We start from the raw sequence: 20,702 nt of genomic DNA, 5'->3' as shown, positions 1-20,702 counted from the left end.
AAACCACACTAGGATCTGTAGATGCAGCTTCTCATTATCGGCACTGGATATGTTGGCCTAGTTACGGGTGCCTGTTTTGCCGAAATGGGACACCATGTCACCTGCCTTGATATCGACCAAGAGAAGATAGATCAGCTAAAAAACGGCAATGTTCCCATTTTTGAACCAGGCCTAACAGAGCTCGTTCTGCGCAACCAGGCGGCTGGCCGCCTCATCTTTACCACCGACTACGCTGAAGCCGTCAACTCAAGCTCAGTCTGCTTCATTGCCGTTCCCACACCATCTGCTGCTGATGGCTCTTGCGAAATCAGCTACATACTGCAAGCTGCCTCTGAGGTGGCGCGTCAGATGCAAGAAGATAAGGTCATTGTAACAAAATCGACCGCGCCTCCTGGAACTGCTCATGCAGTAAAAAGATGCATACGCGAGATACTGGATAAAAGAGGCGTAGACCTCAATTTTGATCTCGTCTCAAATCCGGAATTTTTAAAAGAGGGTTGCGCAGTCTCCGACTGCATGAAGCCCGACAGGATCATCCTCGGAGTTGAAAACTCACATGCCGAAAAGGTGATGCGCGAGATCTACTCCTCTTTCACCTGGAATCACGACCGCTTTATCTCGATGGATCTTCTCTCCGCAGAGATGACTAAGTATGCAGCCAATGCGATGCTCGCAACGCGAATCTCTTTCATGAATGAGCTATCTCGCCTCTGCGAGAGCATCGGGGCTAACATCCACTCTGTCCGTGTGGGAATCGGTTCTGACGTGCGGATCGGCTACCAGTTTCTCTATGCGGGAATCGGTTATGGAGGCTCCTGCTTCCCAAAGGATTTACGTGCCCTGATTGCATCTGGTCAAAAGGCGGGGTGCGAGATGTCGCTAGTCCAAGCCGTCGAAGAGATCAATGAGAGGCAGAAGATGCTGCTTGGAAGCAAGATCCTCTCCTACTTTGCTACTCAAGGCGGCGTCAAAAACAAGACGATTGCGCTCTGGGGACTCTCATTTAAACCTGATACAGATGATATCAGAGAAGCACCCTCACTTGTACTCATTCAGCAGCTCAGCGAGGCTGGAGCTAAGCTAAGGCTCTATGATCCGATTGCAATGAGTGCAATGAAAAAAGCGGTGAAAGATCAGAGCAATATCACCTGGTGCAGCGATGAGTATCAAGCAGCTGAAGGTGCCGATGCGATCGCCCTTCTAACGGAATGGAAGCAGTTTCGCGTTGTTAACTTTGAACAGCTTTTAACGAAGATGCGCGGAAAAGGCTTTTTCGATGGAAGAAATCAGTACAAGTCTCAGGAGATGCTCGAAAGAGGATTCGACTATTTTGGAATCGGCATTCCACAACCAACCACGCAGGAAGCATGCTCTCTGGCTTTGACTCACTGAGAAGCTCTATCATAGAGAAATTAAAAGAGTTCTGTTCAGAAGCTCACCACCCCCTGATTTTACCACTTTTTGAAGCCGCCTTATACAGCTTATCGTCCGGAAAAAGGCTGCGGCCCCTTCTCACAATAAAAACAGCTGAAATCTACCACGTCGCAGAAGATGTTGCACTAACACCTGCTTGTGCGCTCGAGATGATTCACGCCTATTCGCTCATTCATGACGACCTTCCTTGTATGGATGATGATGACATGCGAAGGGGCGCTCCTACCCTGCATAAAGTTTACGATGAGGGACATGCCGTTCTTACTGGCGACTTCCTTTTGACCTACGCCTTTGAACTCTTGGCTACTGCCCCTGGCCTGAATGCTGAAACGAGGTTAGCCCTCACTCGCACTCTTGCTGAAAGAGCAGGGGCTAACGGAATGCTTGGGGGGCAGGTGATCGATCTCTCCATCGAAGAGCTCGATTTCGATCTTGAAACAATTGAACTCATGCATAGAAAAAAAACCGGCGCGCTCTTTGCTTGTGCTCTCGAATTTGGTGGAATTATCGGAAGAGCTCCTGCAAGAGATCTCGCTCTCCTTAAACAGATCGGTGAAGAGTTTGGCATCGCCTATCAGATCTTTGATGACCTAGAAGATGCGGGTGAAGATAACACCTCCTGCCTGCAGATTCTCACACCCTCACAAGCCCAAGCGCTAGCCCAAGAAAAGCTCACCCTCGTCTCGTCTCTCCTGAGCTCCCTCTCCGTCCCATCCCTCCCTCTCTCCTCCCTCCTCGACTCCCTCTCTCCAAAAGTACACTAACCCTTAAAAATCTCACTCAGAGGAGACTTGGAAAAAGCGCGCAGAAAAAAAATGGACATAAACGGACGAAAATGGACAGGAAAAGGACCAGAACGGACGCGCGCTTAATAGAGAAAGAGTTCTTTCCCCCTCTCTTGCCCGCCTGTCCATTTCCTGTCCGTTCCTCGTCGATTAACGTCCATTAACGTCCATTTCCCTGGCGGGCAGTTGCAGATGCCAGCGGTGGGCGGTGGAGATGATGGTCTCTAGCGAAGAGAGCTGAGGCATCCAGTTAAGGAGCGTTTGAGCTTTTTTCGGATCTGCCACAAGCGCAGTGGGATCTTCAATGAAGCGTGGGCCGACTTCAACGGAAACAGTGCGACCTGTCACGCGTTCTACCGCGCTAATGATCTCGCGCACGGAATACCCCTGGCCTTTCCCAAGATTAATAGTCAGGCACTTCTTATTTTCACATATCCATAGAAGGGCTTTTAAGTGCGCCTCAGCAAGATCTGTGACGTGGATGTAATCTCTAATTGCAGTTCCATCAGGCGTTGAGAAGTCCTCTCCATTTATTCTTAGAGTAGGGCCTCTGCCCATCGCTGAGGCTAGTACTAAGGGGATGAGGTGAGTTTCGGGGTTATGGCTTTCGCCTACCTCTCCCTCTGGATCAGCACCTGACGCATTAAAATACCTCAGAGCTGCAAAGGTAAGCCCGTAAGCAGAATGGAGATCTTGCAGGATCTCTTCAACCATTAGCTTTGATTTTCCATAGGGATGGGTCGGAAGTTTTGGATGCTCTTCAGAAATCGGATAAGTTTGAGGCTGCCCGTAGACTGCAGCGCTGCTAGAAAAGACAAAATTTTTGACCCCGGCCTCGCACAGATTCTCGAGCAGTCTCAGAGAGGCAACAACATTGTTCTGATAATAAAAAAAAGGGTTTTTTAAAGAGTCTCTTACATTGATGCTCGAAGCGAGATGAATAGCTGCAAATGGAGTGTACTCCTGAACAAGTTTTAAGAGAGCAGCCCTATCAGAGATATCCGCCTCGACCAGCGGGCCCCACTTTACGGCTCTTCTATGCCCTTGGCTAAGGTTGTCTAATGTGATGGGGGTGATTCCTGCCGATTTTAATGTCTTACATACGTGGCTGCCAATATAGCCTGCTCCGCCTGTAACAATCACAGATCTCATCAGAAAGCGCCTCTAGAAAAAAAGAGGTAGGGAATCGTTTTTAAGATAAGTTTTATGTCGTAAAAAAATGAGGAGTGTTCCACGTAACTCTCTTCGAGATTTACCCGCTCTTCAAATGTGATCAAGCTTCTTCCCGAAGTCTGCCAGAGCCCAGTAATTCCTGGTCTTAAAGAGAGAATCTTTTCCGCCTTGTCTCCATAGTATCTTTCGATCTCATCAGCGGTAACTGGTCTTGGTCCAACGACGCTGAGATCTCCCTTCAAAACATTCCAAAATTGCGGCAGCTCGTCTAGCGAAGTTTTTCGAAGAAACCTTCCGACAGGAGTGACGCGCGGATCATTCTGTAGTTTCCAGAAGGTCTCCCACTCTTTTTTTAAATCAGGGCAGCCATCCAGCAGCTCTTTGAGCCTACAATCAGCATCTTTAAACATGGTGCGGAACTTCCAGCAAGGAAATGGCTTGCCGCCCAAACCGACACGGCTTGATGCATAAAATATCGACCCAGAAGATGTGATCCTAACAGCGAGCGCAATCATCAGATAAATCGGCGATCCAAGCAGGAGAACCGATGCACTAAAGACAATATCAAACAGACGTTTACACATATTGACAGGCATAATAGCTGTTTTGCATTTAAATTCTAAAGAGATTAACTTAGCGTAATGCTCAAGCAGATCTACCTCCCCTTTATTTTGGCTCTCATGGTGGCCATCTTCGGCACCGCTTTCTTTCCCTCAATACGCCTCTTCGCTTTTGCACCTTTCCTTGCCATCGTTCTGATGCGCTCATCCTTTTTAACCTCTCTCTGGATCGCTGCGGGAACTGGTCTACTGGTAGATCTTTTAAGCTCGCAGATGCGTTTCGGCGCATATAGCGTGATCTACTGCCTAACTGCCCTTTTGATCTACCACCAGAGGCGCCACTTCTTCGCGGATAAGCCTCTTGCTCTCACTCTATTTACGCTGATAATCTCCCTTGTTGCAGGATCTCTTGAACTGGTCTTTTTACACGCTCTCGACTCTCGCCTTCCGATTAACTGGCGCTTGTTAATAACCGATCTTGTGGGAATGTCTGTTTTAGATGCGCTATATGCATTCCTATGTTTTACTTGCCCGATGAAAGTAAACGAGTATTTAAAACGCATTGGCGGACTCCGCCATCTACTGTTTAAAAAAGATGAATAAAAAACACTCTGCTGACACCTCACATCTCTGCTTTACAGCCATCCAGGCAGCGCTAAAAGCTGGTGAACTTTTAAAAACCGGATTCAACTCGAAATATGCGATTCACTCAAAACCTGGAATCCACAACCTAGTTACAGAGTATGACCTCAAAGCGGAAGAGTGCATCATCTCGATGATCCGCGAGCAGTTCCCCGATCACAGCTTTCTGGCAGAAGAGAGTGGCGATAGTAACAGCACGAGTTCGTCAATTACATGGGTTATCGACCCCCTCGATGGCACAGTGAACTTCGCCCACAACATCCCCTTCTTTTCGGTTAGTATCGCAGCATGTACAAAAGATGAGACGCTGTGCGGAGTAGTCTATCAACCGATGACTCAGGAGCTCTTTATTGCAGAAAAAGGAAGAGGCTCCTATCTGAACGGCGCAAGGCTTCAAGTCTCCGAAACTCGCGAAATTGAAAAATCTATTCTTGCAACAGGCTTTCCCTACAATCTTCAAGAGAACCCCTTGAAATGTATCGATGTCTTTTCTAGTGTAGCGCTAATAGGGATGCCAATCAGACGGCTCGGCTCGGCAGCTCTTGATATCTCCTATGTTGCTGCAGGACGCTTTGACGGCTTCTGGGAGGTGGTCCTTCATCCGTGGGATCTTGCTGCTGCAAAGCTAATATTAGAAGAGGCAGGAGGCAAACTGACTCACTACGACGGAAAAAAGCATCCGATTTTTACTTCGGGAACTGTTCTTGCAACTAATAGCCTTATCCACGAAAAGATGGTCTCGCTGCTTTCATGATAATTGATGGAACAAAGATCGCTAAAGGAATCGAGATGCGCATTACAGAGGCGCTCCGCCATACGCGCAGACGCCCAGGTCTTGCTTTTGTTCTTGTAGGAGAAAATCCGGCTTCAAAGACCTATATTAGAATGAAGCAGAAGAAGTGCGAGGAGGTCGGAATTCTTTCGATCGATCGCGAATTTAAAGAGAGCCTAAGCGAAGAAGCCCTCTTGAATGAGATCGATCTTTTAAATGCGAATCCAGAAGTAGATGGTATTCTTGTTCAACTCCCTCTTCCGGCTCATATCTCTACAACTAGAGTAATGGAGCGCATCACCCCTTTTAAAGATGTGGATGGATTCCATCCCCTGAATATAGGCAAGATGTTTTTGGGAGAGCTAGACGGGTTTCTTCCCTGCACTCCACATGGAATCCATATCCTACTGAAGCACGCAGAAGTGCCACTTCAAGGCAAACACGTCGTTATCTTGGGACGCAGCAATATTGTTGGAAAGCCACTAGCGGCGATTCTGATGCAAAAAAACAGAGATTGCAATGCAACCGTGACTGTGGCCAATAGCTTTACGGAAAATCTACCAGCCCTATGCCGCTCTGCAGACATTCTCGTTGCAGCTATCGGCAGCCCTCAATTCGTTAGAAAAGAGATGGTAAAAAAGGGGGCCGTTGTCATTGATGTGGGGATAAACCGCATTCAAAGTGCAGATGGCAAGTTTCGCATTGTCGGAGATGTCGCATTCGATGAGGTAGCCCCTCTCTGCTCGCAGATCACCCCTGTTCCTGGGGGAGTTGGCCCGATGACAATTGCTATGCTCCTTGCGAACACCCTTTTAAGTTACCAGCGGTAAAAATGCGAAGAGCTCTTCTTCCCATTCTGATCCTCGCATTTGGAGAGATGGAAGCGTCAGATAAGCGCTCGCTTGAAGACGGAGTATTTGTGCACTACAACACGAGAGAGAAGACCCTTTTGCACCAGGGAAAACTATTTCGAGTTGTATCAGAAGAGAGCGGGCACCTCTCAAAGCAGCCCTATGCGTCTATTGGGGGTGATCCTTTCTGCAGAGAGATTATCTCCTGGGACCCTTACAATGCCCCCCTGCTTGAAGAGAAGTATCTCGAACTTCGCAAGATCGTGATTGAAAATGCCACATGCCTTGAAGAGCTCTTGTGGCTCGCCTGTAGTTTTGTGAAGCATGAGGTCTTCTCACATAATCCAAAAAAGTCTGAGCAAGAGGTCGATCTCTTCCTCCAGGAGTGGATCTTCCATAGTGAGCGCCAGCGCGCAGATTTTACCCTCACCTGGGACGGCTTTCTTTTTGCTGTAATTCCTCTGGAAGATTTCGTAAAAATGAAAAGAGGGGTCTGCAGACATCTGGCTCCACTTCTCGCCTATTTCATAGACAAACTCCAAGCCGATGAGGAGTTAAAAGCTCTTATTCCTCCTGGAGAGACCTACATTGTAAGAGATGAGGTCACCGTTGGCCAGCGCACCGGCCACCACGCCTGGAACCTCTACCTCTCTTCTGACGGCGAAGAGGCGTGGCATATAGACCCAACTTGGGAACTTTTAAAGAATATTTATACAGAAACTCCCGAACTCACTGCCAAATACGGCAAAGAGGTGATAGAAAGGGAAAAAGAGAGATTCTCTCTAAGTCGGATTTAAAGTATTATACCAAACTTATGGCAAAAAGAAGATCAAGCTCAAAGAAACCAGTTAAAAAAGAAGACAAGCTCTCGCAAAATCTGACAAAGACGCTTCTCCAGTTCATGGAGGGCAGGCGCTACTCCCCTCTCGAGCCACAAGAGCTTTTTGAACGCCTCTCTCTTCCTCCTACGCTTCACGCTTTATGCAATGAGATCATACAGAAGCTCTCCGAAGAGGGACTCATTGAAATTCGCGAGAAGAAGCTCTCCCTTAAAAAACCTCGAGCTGATGTCATCACAGGCCTCATCAAAGTCCACCCCCGAGGATTCGGCTTCGTTATTCCAGATCATCCCGCCGAGTGTCCTCACGATGTTTTTATTCCAAAGCATCTCGTCGATAATGCGGTCGATGGAGACCACGTCGAAGTTGAGATCAACCCGAATTCTCAGTCCGAAAAGGGCCCTGAAGGCCGCGTTGTAGCCGTCTTAAGAAGAGGCCGCACGCACCTTGGTGGAACGATCCGTTCCATCTCTTCTAAAGGAGAGATCTCTGTTCACGCTCCTCTCTTGGGAACCGCAAAAGAGGTAATCGTCCGCGCAGGTAAAGAGAGCTCATTAAAAGTTGGCGACCGCATCATCATGAAAGTAGATGAGTGGGGTGATGAAAACAAACCTACTCTATGTGAGATGTCGCATCTGATCGGACACATCTCAGACCCCTCGTGCGACAATGCAGCAGCTATTGAAGAGTTCGATCTCAGCAGCAGCTTTTCAGATGCAGCTATTCAAGAGGCGAAGAGCTTCGGAGTCGAGGTCACCCCTAAAGATCATAAAAGCCGAACAGACCTTACTGGAACCACCTGCTTCACGATAGATCCTGAAACTGCAAAAGATTATGACGACGCCCTCTCCCTTACATTAGACAGCAAGGGAATCTACCATCTCGGGGTGCATATCGCGGACGTCGCCCACTATGTTCCCAACATGTCGGCTCTTGATATCGAGGCGAAGATACGTTGTAACTCCACCTACTTTCCCGGCTTCTGCCTGCCAATGCTCCCTGAAGAGCTCTCGAATCAGCTCTGTAGTCTGCGCGCCGATGTCGAACGATTAACAGTCTCAGTTCTGATGGATTTTGACCGTGAAGGAACCCTTCAGAATTATAAGATTGTGCGCGCCATCATCAAGAGCGAAAAGAGGTTCACCTATGAAGAGGCCAAAGAGGTCCTCGATGGGAAGCTAGAGAGCAAACATAAAAAGAGCTTAGAGCTCATGGTTGAGCTCTGCCAGCTCTTAAAAAAGAAGCGTTATGAACGCGGAAGCATCGACTTCTCTCTTCCCGATTTCGTCATCGAGATCGATAAGAAAGGAGAGCCTTTTGGAATTAAGAGAGTGGAATATGACATCACCCACCAGCTCGTCGAAGAGTTCATGCTGAAAGCAAACGAGGTTGTTGCAACTCACCTTTCCAAGCACGGCAAACCGGTTCTCTATCGCATTCACGAAGATCCATCCGAGGAGAACATCCAGGACTTCTATGCTCTTGCTCGATCTCTTGGATTCACTCTGCCTCCAAAACCTGAAACAAAAGACGTTCAGAAGCTTTTTGAAGAGGCTAAACAGACCTCTTTTTCCCAGCAGCTTTCTGTAGCTTTTATCCGCAGCATGAAGCTCGCCTACTACTCGCCGGAAAACATTGGCCATTTCGGCCTTGCTCTCGAGTACTACTGCCACTTCACAAGTCCGATCCGTCGGTATACGGATCTCGTCACTCAGCGAGTTCTCTTCGGTGAAGAGAGCCCGGACATCGACATGCAGAAAATCGCTCTGAAATGTTCAGATCAGGAGCGCGTCTCCTTCCGCGCAGAATCCTCTGTAAAATTGCTGAAAAAACTACGCCTGCTCGACAAGTATATGAAGGCAGACCCCGAGCGAATCTATACTGCACAGATCACCAGGCTTAAACCCTTCGGCTTCTTTTTTGAAATGGCCGATCTTATGCTTGAGGGATTTCTTCACATCTCGGATCTTGAGGATGACTTCTTCCAATTTGACCCCAAAAAAAATCTCCTCATCGGAAAGACGAGCGGCAAGCGCCACTTCTCAGGCGAGTCTATACAAGTGCGCGCCACATCTATTAATTTGATTACACTGGAAACGACATGGGAGCTGGTCTCTTCTAGAGCGAGACGCAAAAAAAGAAGCCCCCCTCTTGAAAGAGAAGATAAAAAACGTTAGAGTCAGGATATGCTAAAAAAATACTTTATTACCGGGCTCGTCATCCTCCTTCCACTAGCAGTTACAATTGCTATCATCGGCTTTTTAATTAACTTCCTGACAAAACCTTTTGTGGAGCTCGTCTCCAGCTTCTTCTCTTACCATCAGGTCGTTCAAAACAACTTCCTCTTTTTTACACCCGATGAAGTGATCCGATACGGCAGCCAACTTCTGATCTTAGTTCTCCTCTTCTTCCTCACCGTTTTTCTTGGAATGGTCACCCGCTGGTTCTTCATCACAAGCTTGCTCCGGCTCAGCGACAAGGTGCTACACCGTATCCCTATTGTGAATACGGTCTACAAAACGACCCAAGACATCATTAAAACGCTCTTTGTTTCCGATAAGAAGAGTTTTAAACAGGTGGTCATGGTTCCCTTCCCACATCCTGGGGTCTATGTGCTGGGCTTGATCGCAAGAGATGCCCCTGCAACTTGCTCCGAGAAAGTTGGTAGAGATCTAATCTCTGTTCTAGTTCCTACTACGCCAAACCCTACCACCGGCTTTCTGCTCATGTTCCCTAAGGAAGACCTTATCTATGTCGACATGAAACCCGAAGACGCGATTAAATTTATCGTCTCTTGTGGAGTTATTATTCCTGCCGAGCTAGATCCTTCTCTAAAGTCAAACTTTCCTCCAACTTCCTCTAGAACGTGATAAAAAAATATCTAGCGACAGGTTTCATCACGCTCCTTCCGATTGCGCTCACACTGATGATCGTCTCCTGGCTCTTTAATTTTTTTACCACACCCCTACTCGGAATCACTGAAAATCTGCTTCTAGCCTACCAGCATAAGACTGGCTTAAACCTTGAGAGCCATGAGACCCTCGTAATCTTTATCAGCCGGGTGATGGCCCTGATCCTACTTTTTGCACTCACCATGATACTAGGCTTTTTGGGAAGAAAGATTTTTTTTAAGACATTCATCAGCTCCACACACTATCTTTTTCTTAAACTACCTTTTGTAAAGGCCGTCTACCGCATCTCTAAAGAGGTAACAGGCGCGATCTTCTCTCAGAGCACAAAGACCTTCAAAAAAACAGTCCTAATCCCCTTTCCTCATCTCGAAGCACATACTCTAGGTTTTATCACTGGCGATGCCCCCGCAGTGTGCAAAAAGGCTGTTTTTGACGTTGACCAGTCTATTTTTGTTCCCACATCACCCCACCCATTATCGGGGTATATGCTCCTCTCTCCAAAAAAAAATGTGATGGAAGTCGATGTCAGCGTCGAGGACGCATTCAAATTTCTCCTCTCGTGCGGTGCTGTTCATCCTGGAGAAAATATCAGCCAAACCAGCGACCCCTCCAAAAAACCTTGATCGTTTTAGATCGCTAGATCTATAATGATTCCTCAAACCTGCATAGGAGAAACTTCATGGTACGCATTAGCAGACAGGCGAAAATTCGCAATATGTCCCCACGCCGCCGCAAGGCACCAGCCAAGAAGACTGGCCCTTTAAAAGACAATCTGCCCGTTGGTTATAAGCCACATGTGAATGCAGCAGATGGCGCCATGGCAAAAAGGCTCTTCATCCCTAAAATAAAATAGGGAACTCTTTAACTAATTTTTTAATTTAGGGAAGTTTATGTCTAGACACCGCAGTTATGGAAAATCCAATACCGGCACTAAAAAACGCAACGTTCTCAAGCGCTTTGAGCGCGTCGACGTTCTGAAAAAGCTCGGCAAGTGGAAAGAGGGAGCAAACACAAGAGTAACAGGGCTTCCAAAGACCCCTATTCTCCCTTGATCGACTGCACTATATACAACAAGCAGCGCTCTCTTCGCATTTCTAAGACATCGGCCAAGGCATCTGTTCTAGCTACGCTAGATTTCCTTGGCCTTTCTTGTGATGAGATCTCTGTGCACTTCGTCAGCGAAAAAGAGATCTCAGCGCTACACCTTCACTACTTCGACGACCCAACCCCAACCGACACAATCTCCTTTCCTATCGACGCCCCAGGAGAACGGACAATCTCCACCTGCCACCTCGGCGAGGTCTTCATCTGCCCCGCTGTTGCAATTAAATACGCTAAAAAAAATGGGTTGGATCCCTACCAAGAGACAACTCTCTATCTCGTCCACGGAATATTGCATTTAATAGGTTTCGACGATCTTACTCCTGAGGAGAAGAAGGAGATGCGCGCTCAGGAGCGCCGCTGCATGAAATCTCTTCAGCAAAAAAACGCTCTGTTGAAACCTGAATAAAAAAAATATATAATTACCGATTATGGATAACCCCGCCTTCTTTCTGCTTTTTTTGTTTGGAACGAGCCTCCTCAACGGCACGAGCACGGCACTCAATCGTTTAGGAAGAAGCTACGTTGAAAAATTGCTAAAGGAGCGCTCATCTCTAAAAGCCATACGTGCCTACCTTGAATTCTTCTTTGGAGAGCGCATCTGGGAAGGCCTCTTCTTTTCGCTTAGCTTAACCAAACAGCTGATGCAACTCTGCTACGCTCTCTTCTTCTTCCTCTTTCTGGTCAGCATAGAACCCTTTAGCCAAGCTCTCCACTCTGCGGAAAAAGCTTGGGACATCATCTGGCTTCTGCTCATTGCAGGCATAATCATCGGAGTCTCTCTTGCGACTAACTTCATCATCAACCTCATCAGCTTAGCAAGCCCAAAAAAATATCTAGGCTTTGCCACCCCCTTCTCGGCCGCCCTCCTCCTCATCTTCTCATTAATCAACGCACCACTTTTTAAGATATTAGGGCTCTTCCTGCCAAAGGCGCCCACTTTGCGAAAGCTCGAGCCTGATGTCGACATGAGAAACAAGTTTCTAGAGGTACTGCAAGATTCAGACCTCGCCCCTTACTTCGACCAGAGCGATCAGAAACTACTCTCGTCTGTAGTCTCCTTTAAAGAGAGAATCGCGCGCGAAGTGATGGTTCCTAGAATCGATATCTTTAGCCTTCCAATCGACACCTCTTTACAAGAGGCGACCGAGAGCTTCCTCCTGCAGGGCTATAGCCGTATTCCCATCTACCGTGAGAGCGTCGATAACATCGTGGGAGTCCTTCTTTTTAAAGACATTCTGAAACACTACTTTCAAGCCTCGACCGATAAAGAGAAAGATAAGAAACTTAAAAACTCAATAGAAGATTTTTTAAAGCCCGTTCTCTACACACCAGAGACAAAAAAAATCTCCCAGCTCTTTCAAGAATTTCGCAGCAAGCAGATCCACCTCGCCATCGTTGTAGATGAGTGGGGCGGCACCGAGGGAATCATCACGATTGAAGATATCCTCGAAGAGCTTGTAGGCGAGATCGCCGACGAGTATGACATCGACGAAGAGATCATGTTCTCTGTACTTCCCGGCGGAGGCTGGATCGTAGATGGTAAAATGAGCATCCTAGACATCGAAGGAGAGCTAGGCATCAAGATCCCTCAGAACCCCGAATATGACACCCTTGGCGGCTATATCGTTCACCGCGCAGGAACGATCCCCTCCAAAGGCTGGAAAATCCACCATGATGAGTTCGATTTAGAGGTCCTCTCCTCAGATGAGCGCTCAGTGGACAAAATCCGGATCACCTCACTCACCCCAAAAGAAAACTGATTCCTTGCTAAAGAAACGCTTCTTAAGGCAAAATTTGGCACTATTCTGTTTACAGGTAAATAATTCATGAGACGCTCTATTTGTTTATGCGAACCAAATGCTGCCCTAGCAGGCGCCGTTGGAACTTGGAAGTTCTCTTACACAACAGCTGCAGCTCTGCCTAAAGGCACAAGACTGCGATTCGACCTACTCAGCAAAGGAAGGCCGATCGACTGGGAGATCCCTCAAGTAAACGCAAAAGACAAGAAGAACCTCATCTGGGCAGAGCTGCCAGATGGCAAAGCGCTTCCTGCAAAACAAGTTGAACTTGCAAATGCTTTTGCACCCGTTTTTGAGTTCACCCTACCTTCTGAAGTAAAAGCTGGAGACACGCTATCTATCTTTTTAGGAACACCAGATAAACTAAAACAAGATAAAGGCAACCGCGCGCAGAACCATCTGCAGAGACGCCGCCCCTTCCACCTCTTCATCGATCCGAAAGGAAAAGGCGACTTCCGCGAGCCCGAAGTGTTCGGCCTTGATGTCCGAGGCAACAAGTTAAGTAACATCAGAATCATCGCTCCTTCTGTCGTCTCCAAAAATCGCAGATTTGATGTGATCGTCCGCTTTGAAGATAGCTTTGGAAACCTCACGAATAATGCACCAGAAGGCACACTCATCGAGCTCTCCTATGAGCAGCTCAGAGAAAACCTCACTTGGAAGCTCTTTGTTCCTGAGACAGGCTTCCTCAACCTACCTAACCTCTATTTCAATGAGGCTGGCGTCTACAAAATCCAACTCCTGAATACTGCCACAAAAGAGAAGTTCTACTCGGCGCCCATTAAGTGCTTTCCCGAGAGCGACCGCAATCTCTACTGGGGACTTCTCCATGGAGAGTCTGAACGCATTGATTCCACAGAAAATATCGAAGCCTGCTTGCGCCACTTCCGAGACGAGCACGCGCTTCAATTTTTTGGCTCTTCCCCCTTCGAAAGCACTGAAGAGACATCGAATGAGCTATGGAAGTCGATCTCCCTACAAATTGCAGAATTTAACGAGGAGATGCGCTTTGTCACCTTCCTCGGTTTTCAGTGGTTTAACAACGCACCTGAAGAGGGACTTAGAAACATCGTCTACTCCAAAGACAGCCGCCCGCTGCAACGCAAGAAAGAGGCGAAGTCGAACACCCTAAAAAAAATCTACAAGGGACACCATCCCAAAGAGATGATCTCTATTCCAAGCTTCACAATGGGCAAGGGGTTTGAAACCACTTTTGACGACTTTACACTTGAATTTGAACGCGTTGTTGAGATCTACAACGCTTGGGGATCTTCCGAGTGTCTTGCAAAAGAGGGAAACCTACGCCCCATCATCTGCCAAGGCAAAAAAGGCGTCGTAGAGTCTGAAAAGGGTTCGATTCGCAAAGCCCTCTCTCGCAACATCCGCTTCGGCTTCGTTGCCGGTGGCCTCGATGATCGCGGCATCTACAGCGACTTCTTTGAAAGCGACCAGGTGCAGTATAGCCCAGGGCTTACAGCCATCTACGCTGTGGAGCAGACGCGTGAGGCGCTCTTTCATGCCCTCCAGAACCGCAACTGCTACGCCACTACAGGAGAGAGAATCGTCGTTGGCTTCTTCATTGCAGGTTCCGGAATGGGAACAGAGCTCTCAACAAAAGCAAAACCTGGCCTCGCCTTTAACCGTCACCTCACAGGATACATCGCAGGAACGGCTCCTCTTAAAGAGGTCTCCATCATCCGCAACGGCGAAGTGATGCACACCTTCCACCCCAAAGAAAGTACCCTTGACTTCGCGCATGATGACATGGAGCCGCTAGGAAATGTCGTTCTCCCATCTGCAGATGAGAGACCTCCATTTGCCTACTACTACGTCCGCGTCGTGCAAGAAGATGGTCATATCGCTTGGAGTTCACCCATCTGGATCGACTACCCAGATATGGTCGTCACTCCTCCGGCTAAGAAGCCCAAGAAGCGCTAACTCTTTTTTTGTAGTGCGGTGACTCGTCACCGTTTTTCTTGAGCACCGCCTCGGCAATCTTTCTTCACGGAGAGATCGACAGGTCGATCTCGAGAAAAGCGGCGCCGGGTCGCCGCACTCCACACAAGAACACGGGCTTTTTTTTTAATCATTGTCCCAGCCAGCAGCGTCGTCTGTGATGCTAGCTAAAGTGGGGGCGGGTTGAGCGATGCCGGCTATCCCTCTTAGAAAGGCGGGATTGCCGGGGCTGTTTTGGATAAGTTCTCCAGTCTGCTCCATCGAAAAGTAGTTCCCAAACTCTTTTAGTTTTCCTGTACGCAGTTGCGAATCTATCCACTTAAGTAACTGCGCATGAAAATCCTGCGGGCGCTCCCTAATCGATTGTAAAATCGTCTCATCATCCTTCATGCTTACGTTCAGTGAGGTCATGGTCAGGCAATTAATGTGTAATACCAGCGGCTTGAAGAGCTCCTTAGCTCTATCTCTGATGAACAGAAAAATTTGCTCAGAGCTGAGCGCTGACCAAGCCCCATCTAAAGAGCTGCAAAAAGCGGCAAAGCCCTGCTGGCGCGCAGGAGATGGGAGCATCTCATACTCCCTCTTCCAGAGAGCTTTCTCATCATCGCTCTTTGTTAAAGTTTTACCATTCCAGCGCTCAAACACCTGCTGTTCAACTGATTTTTCAGATTGGACAGTCGCATGCCAGTGAAGTTCGCACAGGTGGTGTGCTCTCCACTGCTGTATAGCTGCCCTGGCGCGAGGATCGGCTGGAGCCTCCTTGAGTCTGCCGTACGCCTCCTCTAGACTCCCCTTGATTCGAGTCCGACGTTCAACAAGTGTTCTGCAAGAATCTTTAAGAAGAGAAGAGAGCTTTTTAATCTTGAGCGCGACTAGAGCGTCTAGATCTCTTGCCCACTCATCTTTTGTGCCCGTTGTTTGTGGATTAGAAAACCAGCGCTCAAAGAAGGCGTCAATTGTAGCTTTAGCGGCCTCTGCCTTCTGAATATCGATCCAGCGCCCAACCCCTTTTAAAAACTCTCGATTACTAAAATCACCTTTTATCTTCTCTAAGAGCTGATCTTCGGTTAATTTTTTGTCTTCGCGGATCTTGCCAGACTCTGCATAAAATTGGGCTACCCCAGCTTTCAAAACAACCGCTGGAAGGTTTTTTAAAGCAACTTGCCACTCTGTCACTAATGTTGATAAGCTTCCTTGCGGGAGGTTTTTTGCACTGAGCCAGCCTCGATAAAGGTTTTCAGCTGAAGCTAGAAGAGGAGAGAGCTCCAGTTGCGGCGGAGGCATGGGCTTTTCAGCCTGAGAAAAAAGGGAGAGAATCCATTCGAAAAGATCTTCGATGCATGTCCAAGAGGATGAAAGAAGACTTAAAAGAGAGCTTAAGCAGTCGCCCTCATCAGCTGGCGCTGGAGCCTTCTCATGCGGTTTAAGTGTCGAGATGTGCGTTTGACCTGGCCTGCTTCCTTGCGCGGCAGGTTCCTGAACTCCCTGTTTACGTTCTAGACGTGGACCACCACCTATCGGCGCAGCTGCACTCATACCTTCCAATCCTGTGAAATCTAATAAAAAGAGTGTTAATTAGATTACACAGGCGCTTTTACGACAAGGGTCTTTGGATCGCATCCAAATCTCTGAACAGCTGCCTTGTTCTCGGCTAAATTCTTCTCATGGCTGCGAATTAAGTTTCTAGCACCTCTAGCAGCCATATCATTAAAGGCCTCAGGCGAATCAGGGAAAGAAAGAGGCTCGCCCTTCCTATCAGCGGCATCCTCGGGTGGAAGTGCAGCTATCCGATCAGCGAACATCTCTTTAGACTTCACATATCTATCTTGGTTCAGCCACACCTCACACCAGGCTTTCACTCCGGCAGTAAAAAAGTGGATGTCTATGACACTTATTGAATCGAACAGATCCTGACTGGTCTTGATACCTATTTTACCTTGATCTGTCAAATGACCATAGCAGGCCATCGCTCCAACTGCCCACACTTCGGGATGGAGTTTCATCGCCTCTCTCTTCCACTCGTCAATTTTTAAATCTGCAGGTAGATCGCAAAAAGCCCGAACCTGCGGGTAATCGCTAAGAGTTACTTGGCGAAAAATCTTCTCTTTTTTTTCCAGAGGAGCGTCGGGAGCTGCTGCTGCACCAGCTGAAGGCTTAACATCGCGAATCACGAGCGCCTTAGGATCGCACTCATACTTCTGCGCTTGTTCCAGTATCCGATTAAGAGCCTCTGCATTGCCTTTTACCCGATTAAACTCCTGCACGATCCGATCGTCAGCACTACCGCTTTTAATCCACTCACCATGGTTCCTGTTAAACTGTGCATACTGTGCGGGGTATCCTACGAGAACTTGAACGTTGTTAGCCCATGCCCGTACACCCTCGACAAAATGCTCATCAAACATCTCAAGCGCATCAAAAATCTGCTGATTTGTAACTCCTTCACGATGTGTTAGGCGCGGAGACTTCTCAACAAACGCTCTTGCGCCTGCTGCCCATGCTTGAGGATGCAGAAGCTTTTGCAGCTCCCTCTTCCACTCGCCTTTTTCTGTATAGGCGGGCCTACCGTCCAAATAAGCATGTCCTTTTAAACCGACAAATCTAGATGCAAATGCGACGTCAGTAGAAGTCAGTTCTGGTATCTGATAAGGATCGCACTCTTGCATCTGCGCTTCAACATACGCTCTCCCGCCACCTTCCCACGCTTCAGCAGAAAGGCGCTCTTGCACCTCTTTTGCCCACTGTCTCTTTTCTGCGTAGACCCGACTATGTCCAAACGTACCCACGCTCTTTAACCATGCAAACTTATCTGCTCTCTGAGCAGGAGTAGCGACTGCGTCTGCAGGGACGGCTGGAGCAGCTGGTGCAGCGGCAGCTGGCTCTTCTCTGCGAGGCTGTGGCTCAGCTTGCGGAGCTGGCATGAAGGAGCTAAGAAGTGCCGCAATGCACTCGTAACAAGAGAGGAAGAGGCTGGTTATGCACTCCCAAATGCCGCCTTGAGGTCCAGGCAGCTCACCTCTGCCCGCACTGCTGAGCGCATCGGGATGGATCGGAGCTTTGTACTCAGCTGGTCGCGCCGCTCCTGCCTGAGAGACAGATGCCGGTGGTGTAGCTGCAGGCCCTCGAACTTCTCTAGCTGACATATTTTCTCCTAATTATTAATGCTAAGGTCTTTGAACTTTGCAAGGGCGGCAGTCTCCAGGCGAAAGGCTGCGGCAGAGCTTCCTGTTGCAACGTTGCTACCTTCTCTTTTTTTGGCATCTTGCAAGTCGGCCCACGCTAAAAGGCCAGCTAGAAACTTCTCCTCGCCATAGTTATCTCGAACCACATCAAAAAGTTCTTGCGGAGTCATTTGTGCGAGGTTCGCATATTTTTTCCCCACTTCCATCGCATGGTGTATACCGAAAGAGATAGCTGCATGAGGAAGCTTTATAATCTCACTCCTCCAATCATAAGCTCCTTTGCCTGCCTCAAGCGAAAGTGACTGCGCACTCCAATCAGTGTGAAATTTCCTTACTGCTTCAAGCGGGGTTAGAACTCTCTCTGGTGGGGTGGTTGGAGCTCTGGCTCCGCAGCAGAAGATAAATCTAAGCAGGGCCACAAGACAGCTTAAGCCGCAAGAGAAGCAGGCGCTTAGACACCCTATGCATGAGGGAGCAGGCCTGCGCGGCATAAGCGGTTGAAGTGGGGGCTGTCCTTGCCCGCCTACAGCTACAGAAGCAAGCGAGCTGGCACCTGCAGAATATTTACCATCACCTTTGCTTTCAGATGCGGCGTTATAGGGTCTCGGGGGCGCGCCCTTGGTATCGAATGAGAGATCGTAGACCTCATCATCCCAACGTGGACTTCTTCCAGGAAGACCAAGCCCAGATGTACCTCCAAAAGTACCTTTAGAGTCGAAACTCATGGCTATACCTTAAAATGTTAAATGCATTACAAATATGATACACTTTTGATCATTAAAATTATATAAACAGCTCTCTCAAACCAGTAATTAAACGAGGGAAACAAGCAATTATAATTTTATTTTTCAGTCAGTTTACTCGTCACAAAATCGACGAAAAGTATATGCTGCGATTGTGAATAGAATCAAATTTTTTCTACTTCTTTCGACGCTCTTCTCCCCTCTGCTCTTAACTGCTGAGGTTCAGCCGGCTGCTGAGCCGATTTCTGAAGAGAGCAGCGTGGATAAGCGGCAGATCACCTATCTGCTTCAGTCTGGGGAGTACAGTAAAAGTTTTGCTTTATACAGAAAGTGGAAGACCAAACTAGGAAGGCATGATTTTGAGGTGCTCCACCAGTTTGGACAGATTCTGCTGGAAGAGGGGGCGAGAAGCTCAGATCCTGAGAGGCAGCTGGTAAGCATCTTCGGAGCGGGCCTTGCCGGAACCTCCTCCTCGTGGGAGATTTTAGAGAGTGGGATTAGAAGCCCACACCCTCAAACGCAGATGGCGACGATCCAGCTGCTGGGGCGTCTCCAAGACGACCACAGCGACGAGCTCCTAGTTAAAGCGATGGGCTCTGAGTTCTTCTTCTCTAGGCTCGAAGCCGCCTACTTCCTCTCGATGCGCAAGCATCGCATGGTGACGGGACAGCTTGAAGCGCTGATGCACCGTGTTCCAGAGGAGATGCGCTTCTTCTTCCCGGAGTTCTTTGCGCTGATTGGCACGACAGATGCGATCTCCGTTTTACGCCACATGATGGATGAGAGAAGCCCGGTTGTAAGAACTGAAGCGATCTTAAATGCGGGAAGGTATGAAAGAGATGATCTTCTCCCTCAAATACGCGCGCAAGCGACGCACCTCAACATCGCAGAGCAGGAGGCGTGCGCCTACGCTCTGGGAATTTTGAAAGATTCAAAGTCGCTGCCTCAGCTAAAAAAACTCTCAGCCTCCCCTTCCGCTAACGTCCGCCTCTCCGCGCTCAAGTCGCTCTATCTTCTTGGTAATACTGAGGTTAAAGAAGAGCTAGTAGATCTCGCAAAGGGGAAAGACCTATTTGCAATTGCGAGTTTGGGAGAGCTGCAGCCCGGAGATACAGCTCATGTGAAGGAGCTCCTCTTTGCCCTGTCTCAAGACTCCAACTTGCAGGTGCGCTTTAATGCGACGGTCTCGCTCCTGATGACGCGAGATGAGCGAGCTGCCCGTCCTCTAATCGAATTCCTGCTCAGAGATGGCAGAGATCTCGGCTTTCAACCCCAGTTTTCGCTTGGACGCGCGAACATGGCATGGAAGGTGGTTACCTCTGCAAGCCATAAGAGCAGCGAGCAGTTCGACCTCTCTGCCATCTCTTTAAGCGTGAGAGAGCATCTCCTGCGCCTCTCTCTTGAGCTTCCCGAAACGGCCTTTCTAAGAATTGCTAGATCGATCTTTGACAGCCGGCAGAGCGATCTGGTTCCCCTGCTCGTTCACCTGCTGGAAAACCTCCACACAGAGGAGTCGATCACTCTACTAAAAGAGAAGAGCCAGACAGCTGGAGCTCCACTGATTCGCGCCTACTGCAATTTAGCTCTCTTTCGGCTTAGGCTAGATGGCAACTACGAGAAACAGCTGATGGAGTGGCTGGGCGCAAAAAAAGAGAGCGAGCTCTTCCGCTTTAGACCGATGACCATGCGCTCATCCCTGCGCCTTGCCGACTGCAGCTTTGAGCTGACCCCCGAAGAGCACTCTAAACTCCTCATCGAATCCCTCGAGGCGCTTGTCCGGCGCTATGAAGAGAAGGGGCTCGACCTCCTCCTTACCCTCCTCCAAGAGGGAAATCCCAAAAATCGACCCATCCTAGCCGGCCTCCTCCTGCAAATGATGCAGTGAAAAAATACCTCCCATAAGTATACTTCGTACCTTAAATGCATAAAAAATTCTTGCTCGCATCGCTT

General features: G+C 48.5%; 20 protein-coding genes. 15 read left to right on the top strand and 5 right to left on the bottom strand.

All coding sequences use genetic code 11. The annotated features are described in order from the left end of the window. The first annotated feature begins 21 nt into the window (after positions 1–21). Complete coding sequence (locus tag HYX48_04690) at positions 22–1,392, top strand: UDP-glucose/GDP-mannose dehydrogenase family protein (protein ID MBI2743196.1); 1,371 nt, start codon at positions 22–24, stop codon at positions 1,390–1,392. Next, entirely contained in the window at positions 1,368–2,198 is an 831-nt protein-coding gene (locus HYX48_04685; GenBank protein ID MBI2743195.1) for a polyprenyl synthetase family protein, read from the top strand. The genes HYX48_04690 and HYX48_04685 overlap by 25 nt, the downstream gene beginning before the upstream one ends. Before the next feature lie 171 nt (positions 2,199–2,369). On the opposite strand, the gene galE is transcribed toward HYX48_04685, so the two are convergent. Both galE and HYX48_04675 read right to left on the bottom strand, forming a co-directional pair. Then, complete coding sequence (galE, locus tag HYX48_04680; protein ID MBI2743194.1) at positions 2,370–3,371, bottom strand: UDP-glucose 4-epimerase GalE; 1,002 nt, start codon at positions 3,369–3,371, stop codon at positions 2,370–2,372. Continuing rightward, a complete protein-coding gene (locus tag HYX48_04675; protein ID MBI2743193.1) occupies positions 3,371–3,976 on the bottom strand; it encodes a sugar transferase in 606 nt (201 codons plus the stop codon). The genes galE and HYX48_04675 overlap by 1 nt, the downstream gene beginning before the upstream one ends. A 57-nt stretch (positions 3,977–4,033) precedes the next feature. Between HYX48_04675 and HYX48_04670 the strand changes: the two genes are divergently transcribed. The 12 genes from HYX48_04670 to HYX48_04615 all read left to right on the top strand — a co-directional run bounded on the left by HYX48_04670 (position 4,034) and on the right by HYX48_04615 (position 14,809). Further along, complete coding sequence (locus HYX48_04670) at positions 4,034–4,555, top strand: hypothetical protein (protein MBI2743192.1); 522 nt, start codon at positions 4,034–4,036, stop codon at positions 4,553–4,555. After that, positions 4,548–5,348 carry an inositol monophosphatase gene (locus HYX48_04665; protein ID MBI2743191.1) on the top strand — a complete coding sequence of 267 codons (801 nt, stop codon included), beginning with the start codon at positions 4,548–4,550 and terminating at the stop codon, positions 5,346–5,348. The genes HYX48_04670 and HYX48_04665 overlap by 8 nt, the downstream gene beginning before the upstream one ends. Next, positions 5,345–6,196, top strand: a complete 852-nt coding sequence (gene folD / locus HYX48_04660) for a bifunctional methylenetetrahydrofolate dehydrogenase/methenyltetrahydrofolate cyclohydrolase FolD (protein MBI2743190.1) — start codon at positions 5,345–5,347, stop codon at positions 6,194–6,196. Before HYX48_04665 ends, folD begins: the two co-directional genes overlap by 4 nt. Before the next feature lie 2 nt (positions 6,197–6,198). Further along, positions 6,199–7,014 carry a hypothetical protein gene (locus HYX48_04655; GenBank protein ID MBI2743189.1) on the top strand — a complete coding sequence of 272 codons (816 nt, stop codon included), beginning with the start codon at positions 6,199–6,201 and terminating at the stop codon, positions 7,012–7,014. 17 nt (positions 7,015–7,031) lie between these two features. Continuing rightward, on the top strand, positions 7,032–9,233 hold the full coding sequence (locus tag HYX48_04650) for a VacB/RNase II family 3'-5' exoribonuclease (protein ID MBI2743188.1): 2,202 nt from the start codon (positions 7,032–7,034) through the stop codon (positions 9,231–9,233). A 9-nt stretch (positions 9,234–9,242) separates the two neighbouring features. Next, on the top strand, positions 9,243–9,926 hold the full coding sequence (locus HYX48_04645) for a DUF502 domain-containing protein (GenBank protein MBI2743187.1): 684 nt from the start codon (positions 9,243–9,245) through the stop codon (positions 9,924–9,926). Further along, on the top strand, positions 9,923–10,591 hold the full coding sequence (locus HYX48_04640) for a DUF502 domain-containing protein (protein ID MBI2743186.1): 669 nt from the start codon (positions 9,923–9,925) through the stop codon (positions 10,589–10,591). The genes HYX48_04645 and HYX48_04640 overlap by 4 nt, the downstream gene beginning before the upstream one ends. Positions 10,592–10,647: 56 nt before the next feature. Then, positions 10,648–10,821, top strand: coding sequence for a hypothetical protein (locus tag HYX48_04635; GenBank protein ID MBI2743185.1), 174 nt, complete (start codon positions 10,648–10,650; stop codon positions 10,819–10,821). Positions 10,822–10,858: 37 nt separating this feature from the next. Continuing rightward, positions 10,859–11,020 carry a small basic protein gene (locus tag HYX48_04630; protein ID MBI2743184.1) on the top strand — a complete coding sequence of 54 codons (162 nt, stop codon included), beginning with the start codon at positions 10,859–10,861 and terminating at the stop codon, positions 11,018–11,020. Then, complete coding sequence (ybeY, locus tag HYX48_04625) at positions 11,017–11,478, top strand: rRNA maturation RNase YbeY (protein ID MBI2743183.1); 462 nt, start codon at positions 11,017–11,019, stop codon at positions 11,476–11,478. Before HYX48_04630 ends, ybeY begins: the two co-directional genes overlap by 4 nt. 22 nt (positions 11,479–11,500) lie before the next feature. Next, a complete protein-coding gene (locus HYX48_04620; GenBank protein MBI2743182.1) occupies positions 11,501–12,832 on the top strand; it encodes an HlyC/CorC family transporter in 1,332 nt (443 codons plus the stop codon). Positions 12,833–12,898: 66 nt separating this feature from the next. Next, positions 12,899–14,809: a DUF3604 domain-containing protein gene (locus HYX48_04615; protein MBI2743181.1), complete on the top strand. Its 1,911-nt coding sequence runs from the start codon at positions 12,899–12,901 to the stop codon at positions 14,807–14,809. A gap of 144 nt (positions 14,810–14,953) precedes the next feature. On the opposite strand, the gene HYX48_04610 is transcribed toward HYX48_04615, so the two are convergent. The 3 genes from HYX48_04610 to HYX48_04600 are packed head-to-tail and all read right to left on the bottom strand — an operon-like array spanning position 14,954 to position 18,734. Further along, positions 14,954–16,363 (bottom strand): hypothetical protein, encoded by a 1,410-nt coding sequence (locus tag HYX48_04610; GenBank protein MBI2743180.1) that lies wholly within the window; start codon positions 16,361–16,363, stop codon positions 14,954–14,956. A 44-nt stretch (positions 16,364–16,407) separates the two neighbouring features. Further along, positions 16,408–17,970 carry a hypothetical protein gene (locus tag HYX48_04605; GenBank protein MBI2743179.1) on the bottom strand — a complete coding sequence of 521 codons (1,563 nt, stop codon included), beginning with the start codon at positions 17,968–17,970 and terminating at the stop codon, positions 16,408–16,410. Positions 17,971–17,978: 8 nt separating this feature from the next. Continuing rightward, positions 17,979–18,734, bottom strand: coding sequence for a hypothetical protein (locus HYX48_04600; protein ID MBI2743178.1), 756 nt, complete (start codon positions 18,732–18,734; stop codon positions 17,979–17,981). Between the two features lie 172 nt (positions 18,735–18,906). Here HYX48_04600 and HYX48_04595 point away from each other — a divergent pair, with 172 nt between their 5' ends. Further along, positions 18,907–20,637: a HEAT repeat domain-containing protein gene (locus HYX48_04595; GenBank protein ID MBI2743177.1), complete on the top strand. Its 1,731-nt coding sequence runs from the start codon at positions 18,907–18,909 to the stop codon at positions 20,635–20,637. Positions 20,638–20,702: the final 65 nt, after the last annotated feature.

The sequence above is a fragment of the Chlamydiales bacterium genome, from assembly GCA_016185065.1.
Classification (GTDB): domain Bacteria; phylum Chlamydiota; class Chlamydiia; order Chlamydiales; family Rhabdochlamydiaceae.
Note: the sequence above shows the minus strand (reverse complement) of the source record. Positions and strands in the feature narration are given on the sequence as shown.

Bases quoted from the DNA above. Each gene is read 5' to 3' on its own strand.
- HYX48_04655 (MBI2743189.1), top strand. From the start codon at position 6,199: ATGCGAAGAGCTCTTCTTCCCATTCTGATCCTCGCATTTGGAGAGATG.
- HYX48_04650 (MBI2743188.1), top strand. From the start codon at position 7,032: ATGGCAAAAAGAAGATCAAGCTCAAAGAAACCAGTTAAAAAAGAAGAC.
- HYX48_04635 (MBI2743185.1), top strand. From the start codon at position 10,648: ATGGTACGCATTAGCAGACAGGCGAAAATTCGCAATATGTCCCCACGC.
- HYX48_04630 (MBI2743184.1), top strand. From the start codon at position 10,859: ATGTCTAGACACCGCAGTTATGGAAAATCCAATACCGGCACTAAAAAA.
- HYX48_04685 (MBI2743195.1), top strand. From the start codon at position 1,368: ATGCTCTCTGGCTTTGACTCACTGAGAAGCTCTATCATAGAGAAATTA.
- HYX48_04600 (MBI2743178.1), bottom strand. From the start codon at position 18,734: ATGAGTTTCGACTCTAAAGGTACTTTTGGAGGTACATCTGGGCTTGGT.
- HYX48_04670 (MBI2743192.1), top strand. From the start codon at position 4,034: ATGCTCAAGCAGATCTACCTCCCCTTTATTTTGGCTCTCATGGTGGCC.
- HYX48_04620 (MBI2743182.1), top strand. From the start codon at position 11,501: ATGGATAACCCCGCCTTCTTTCTGCTTTTTTTGTTTGGAACGAGCCTC.
- HYX48_04675 (MBI2743193.1), bottom strand. From the start codon at position 3,976: ATGTGTAAACGTCTGTTTGATATTGTCTTTAGTGCATCGGTTCTCCTG.
- galE (MBI2743194.1), bottom strand. From the start codon at position 3,371: ATGAGATCTGTGATTGTTACAGGCGGAGCAGGCTATATTGGCAGCCAC.
- HYX48_04645 (MBI2743187.1), top strand. From the start codon at position 9,243: ATGCTAAAAAAATACTTTATTACCGGGCTCGTCATCCTCCTTCCACTA.
- HYX48_04610 (MBI2743180.1), bottom strand. From the start codon at position 16,363: ATGAGTGCAGCTGCGCCGATAGGTGGTGGTCCACGTCTAGAACGTAAA.
- folD (MBI2743190.1), top strand. From the start codon at position 5,345: ATGATAATTGATGGAACAAAGATCGCTAAAGGAATCGAGATGCGCATT.
- HYX48_04605 (MBI2743179.1), bottom strand. From the start codon at position 17,970: ATGTCAGCTAGAGAAGTTCGAGGGCCTGCAGCTACACCACCGGCATCT.
- HYX48_04615 (MBI2743181.1), top strand. From the start codon at position 12,899: ATGAGACGCTCTATTTGTTTATGCGAACCAAATGCTGCCCTAGCAGGC.
- HYX48_04690 (MBI2743196.1), top strand. From the start codon at position 22: ATGCAGCTTCTCATTATCGGCACTGGATATGTTGGCCTAGTTACGGGT.
- HYX48_04665 (MBI2743191.1), top strand. From the start codon at position 4,548: ATGAATAAAAAACACTCTGCTGACACCTCACATCTCTGCTTTACAGCC.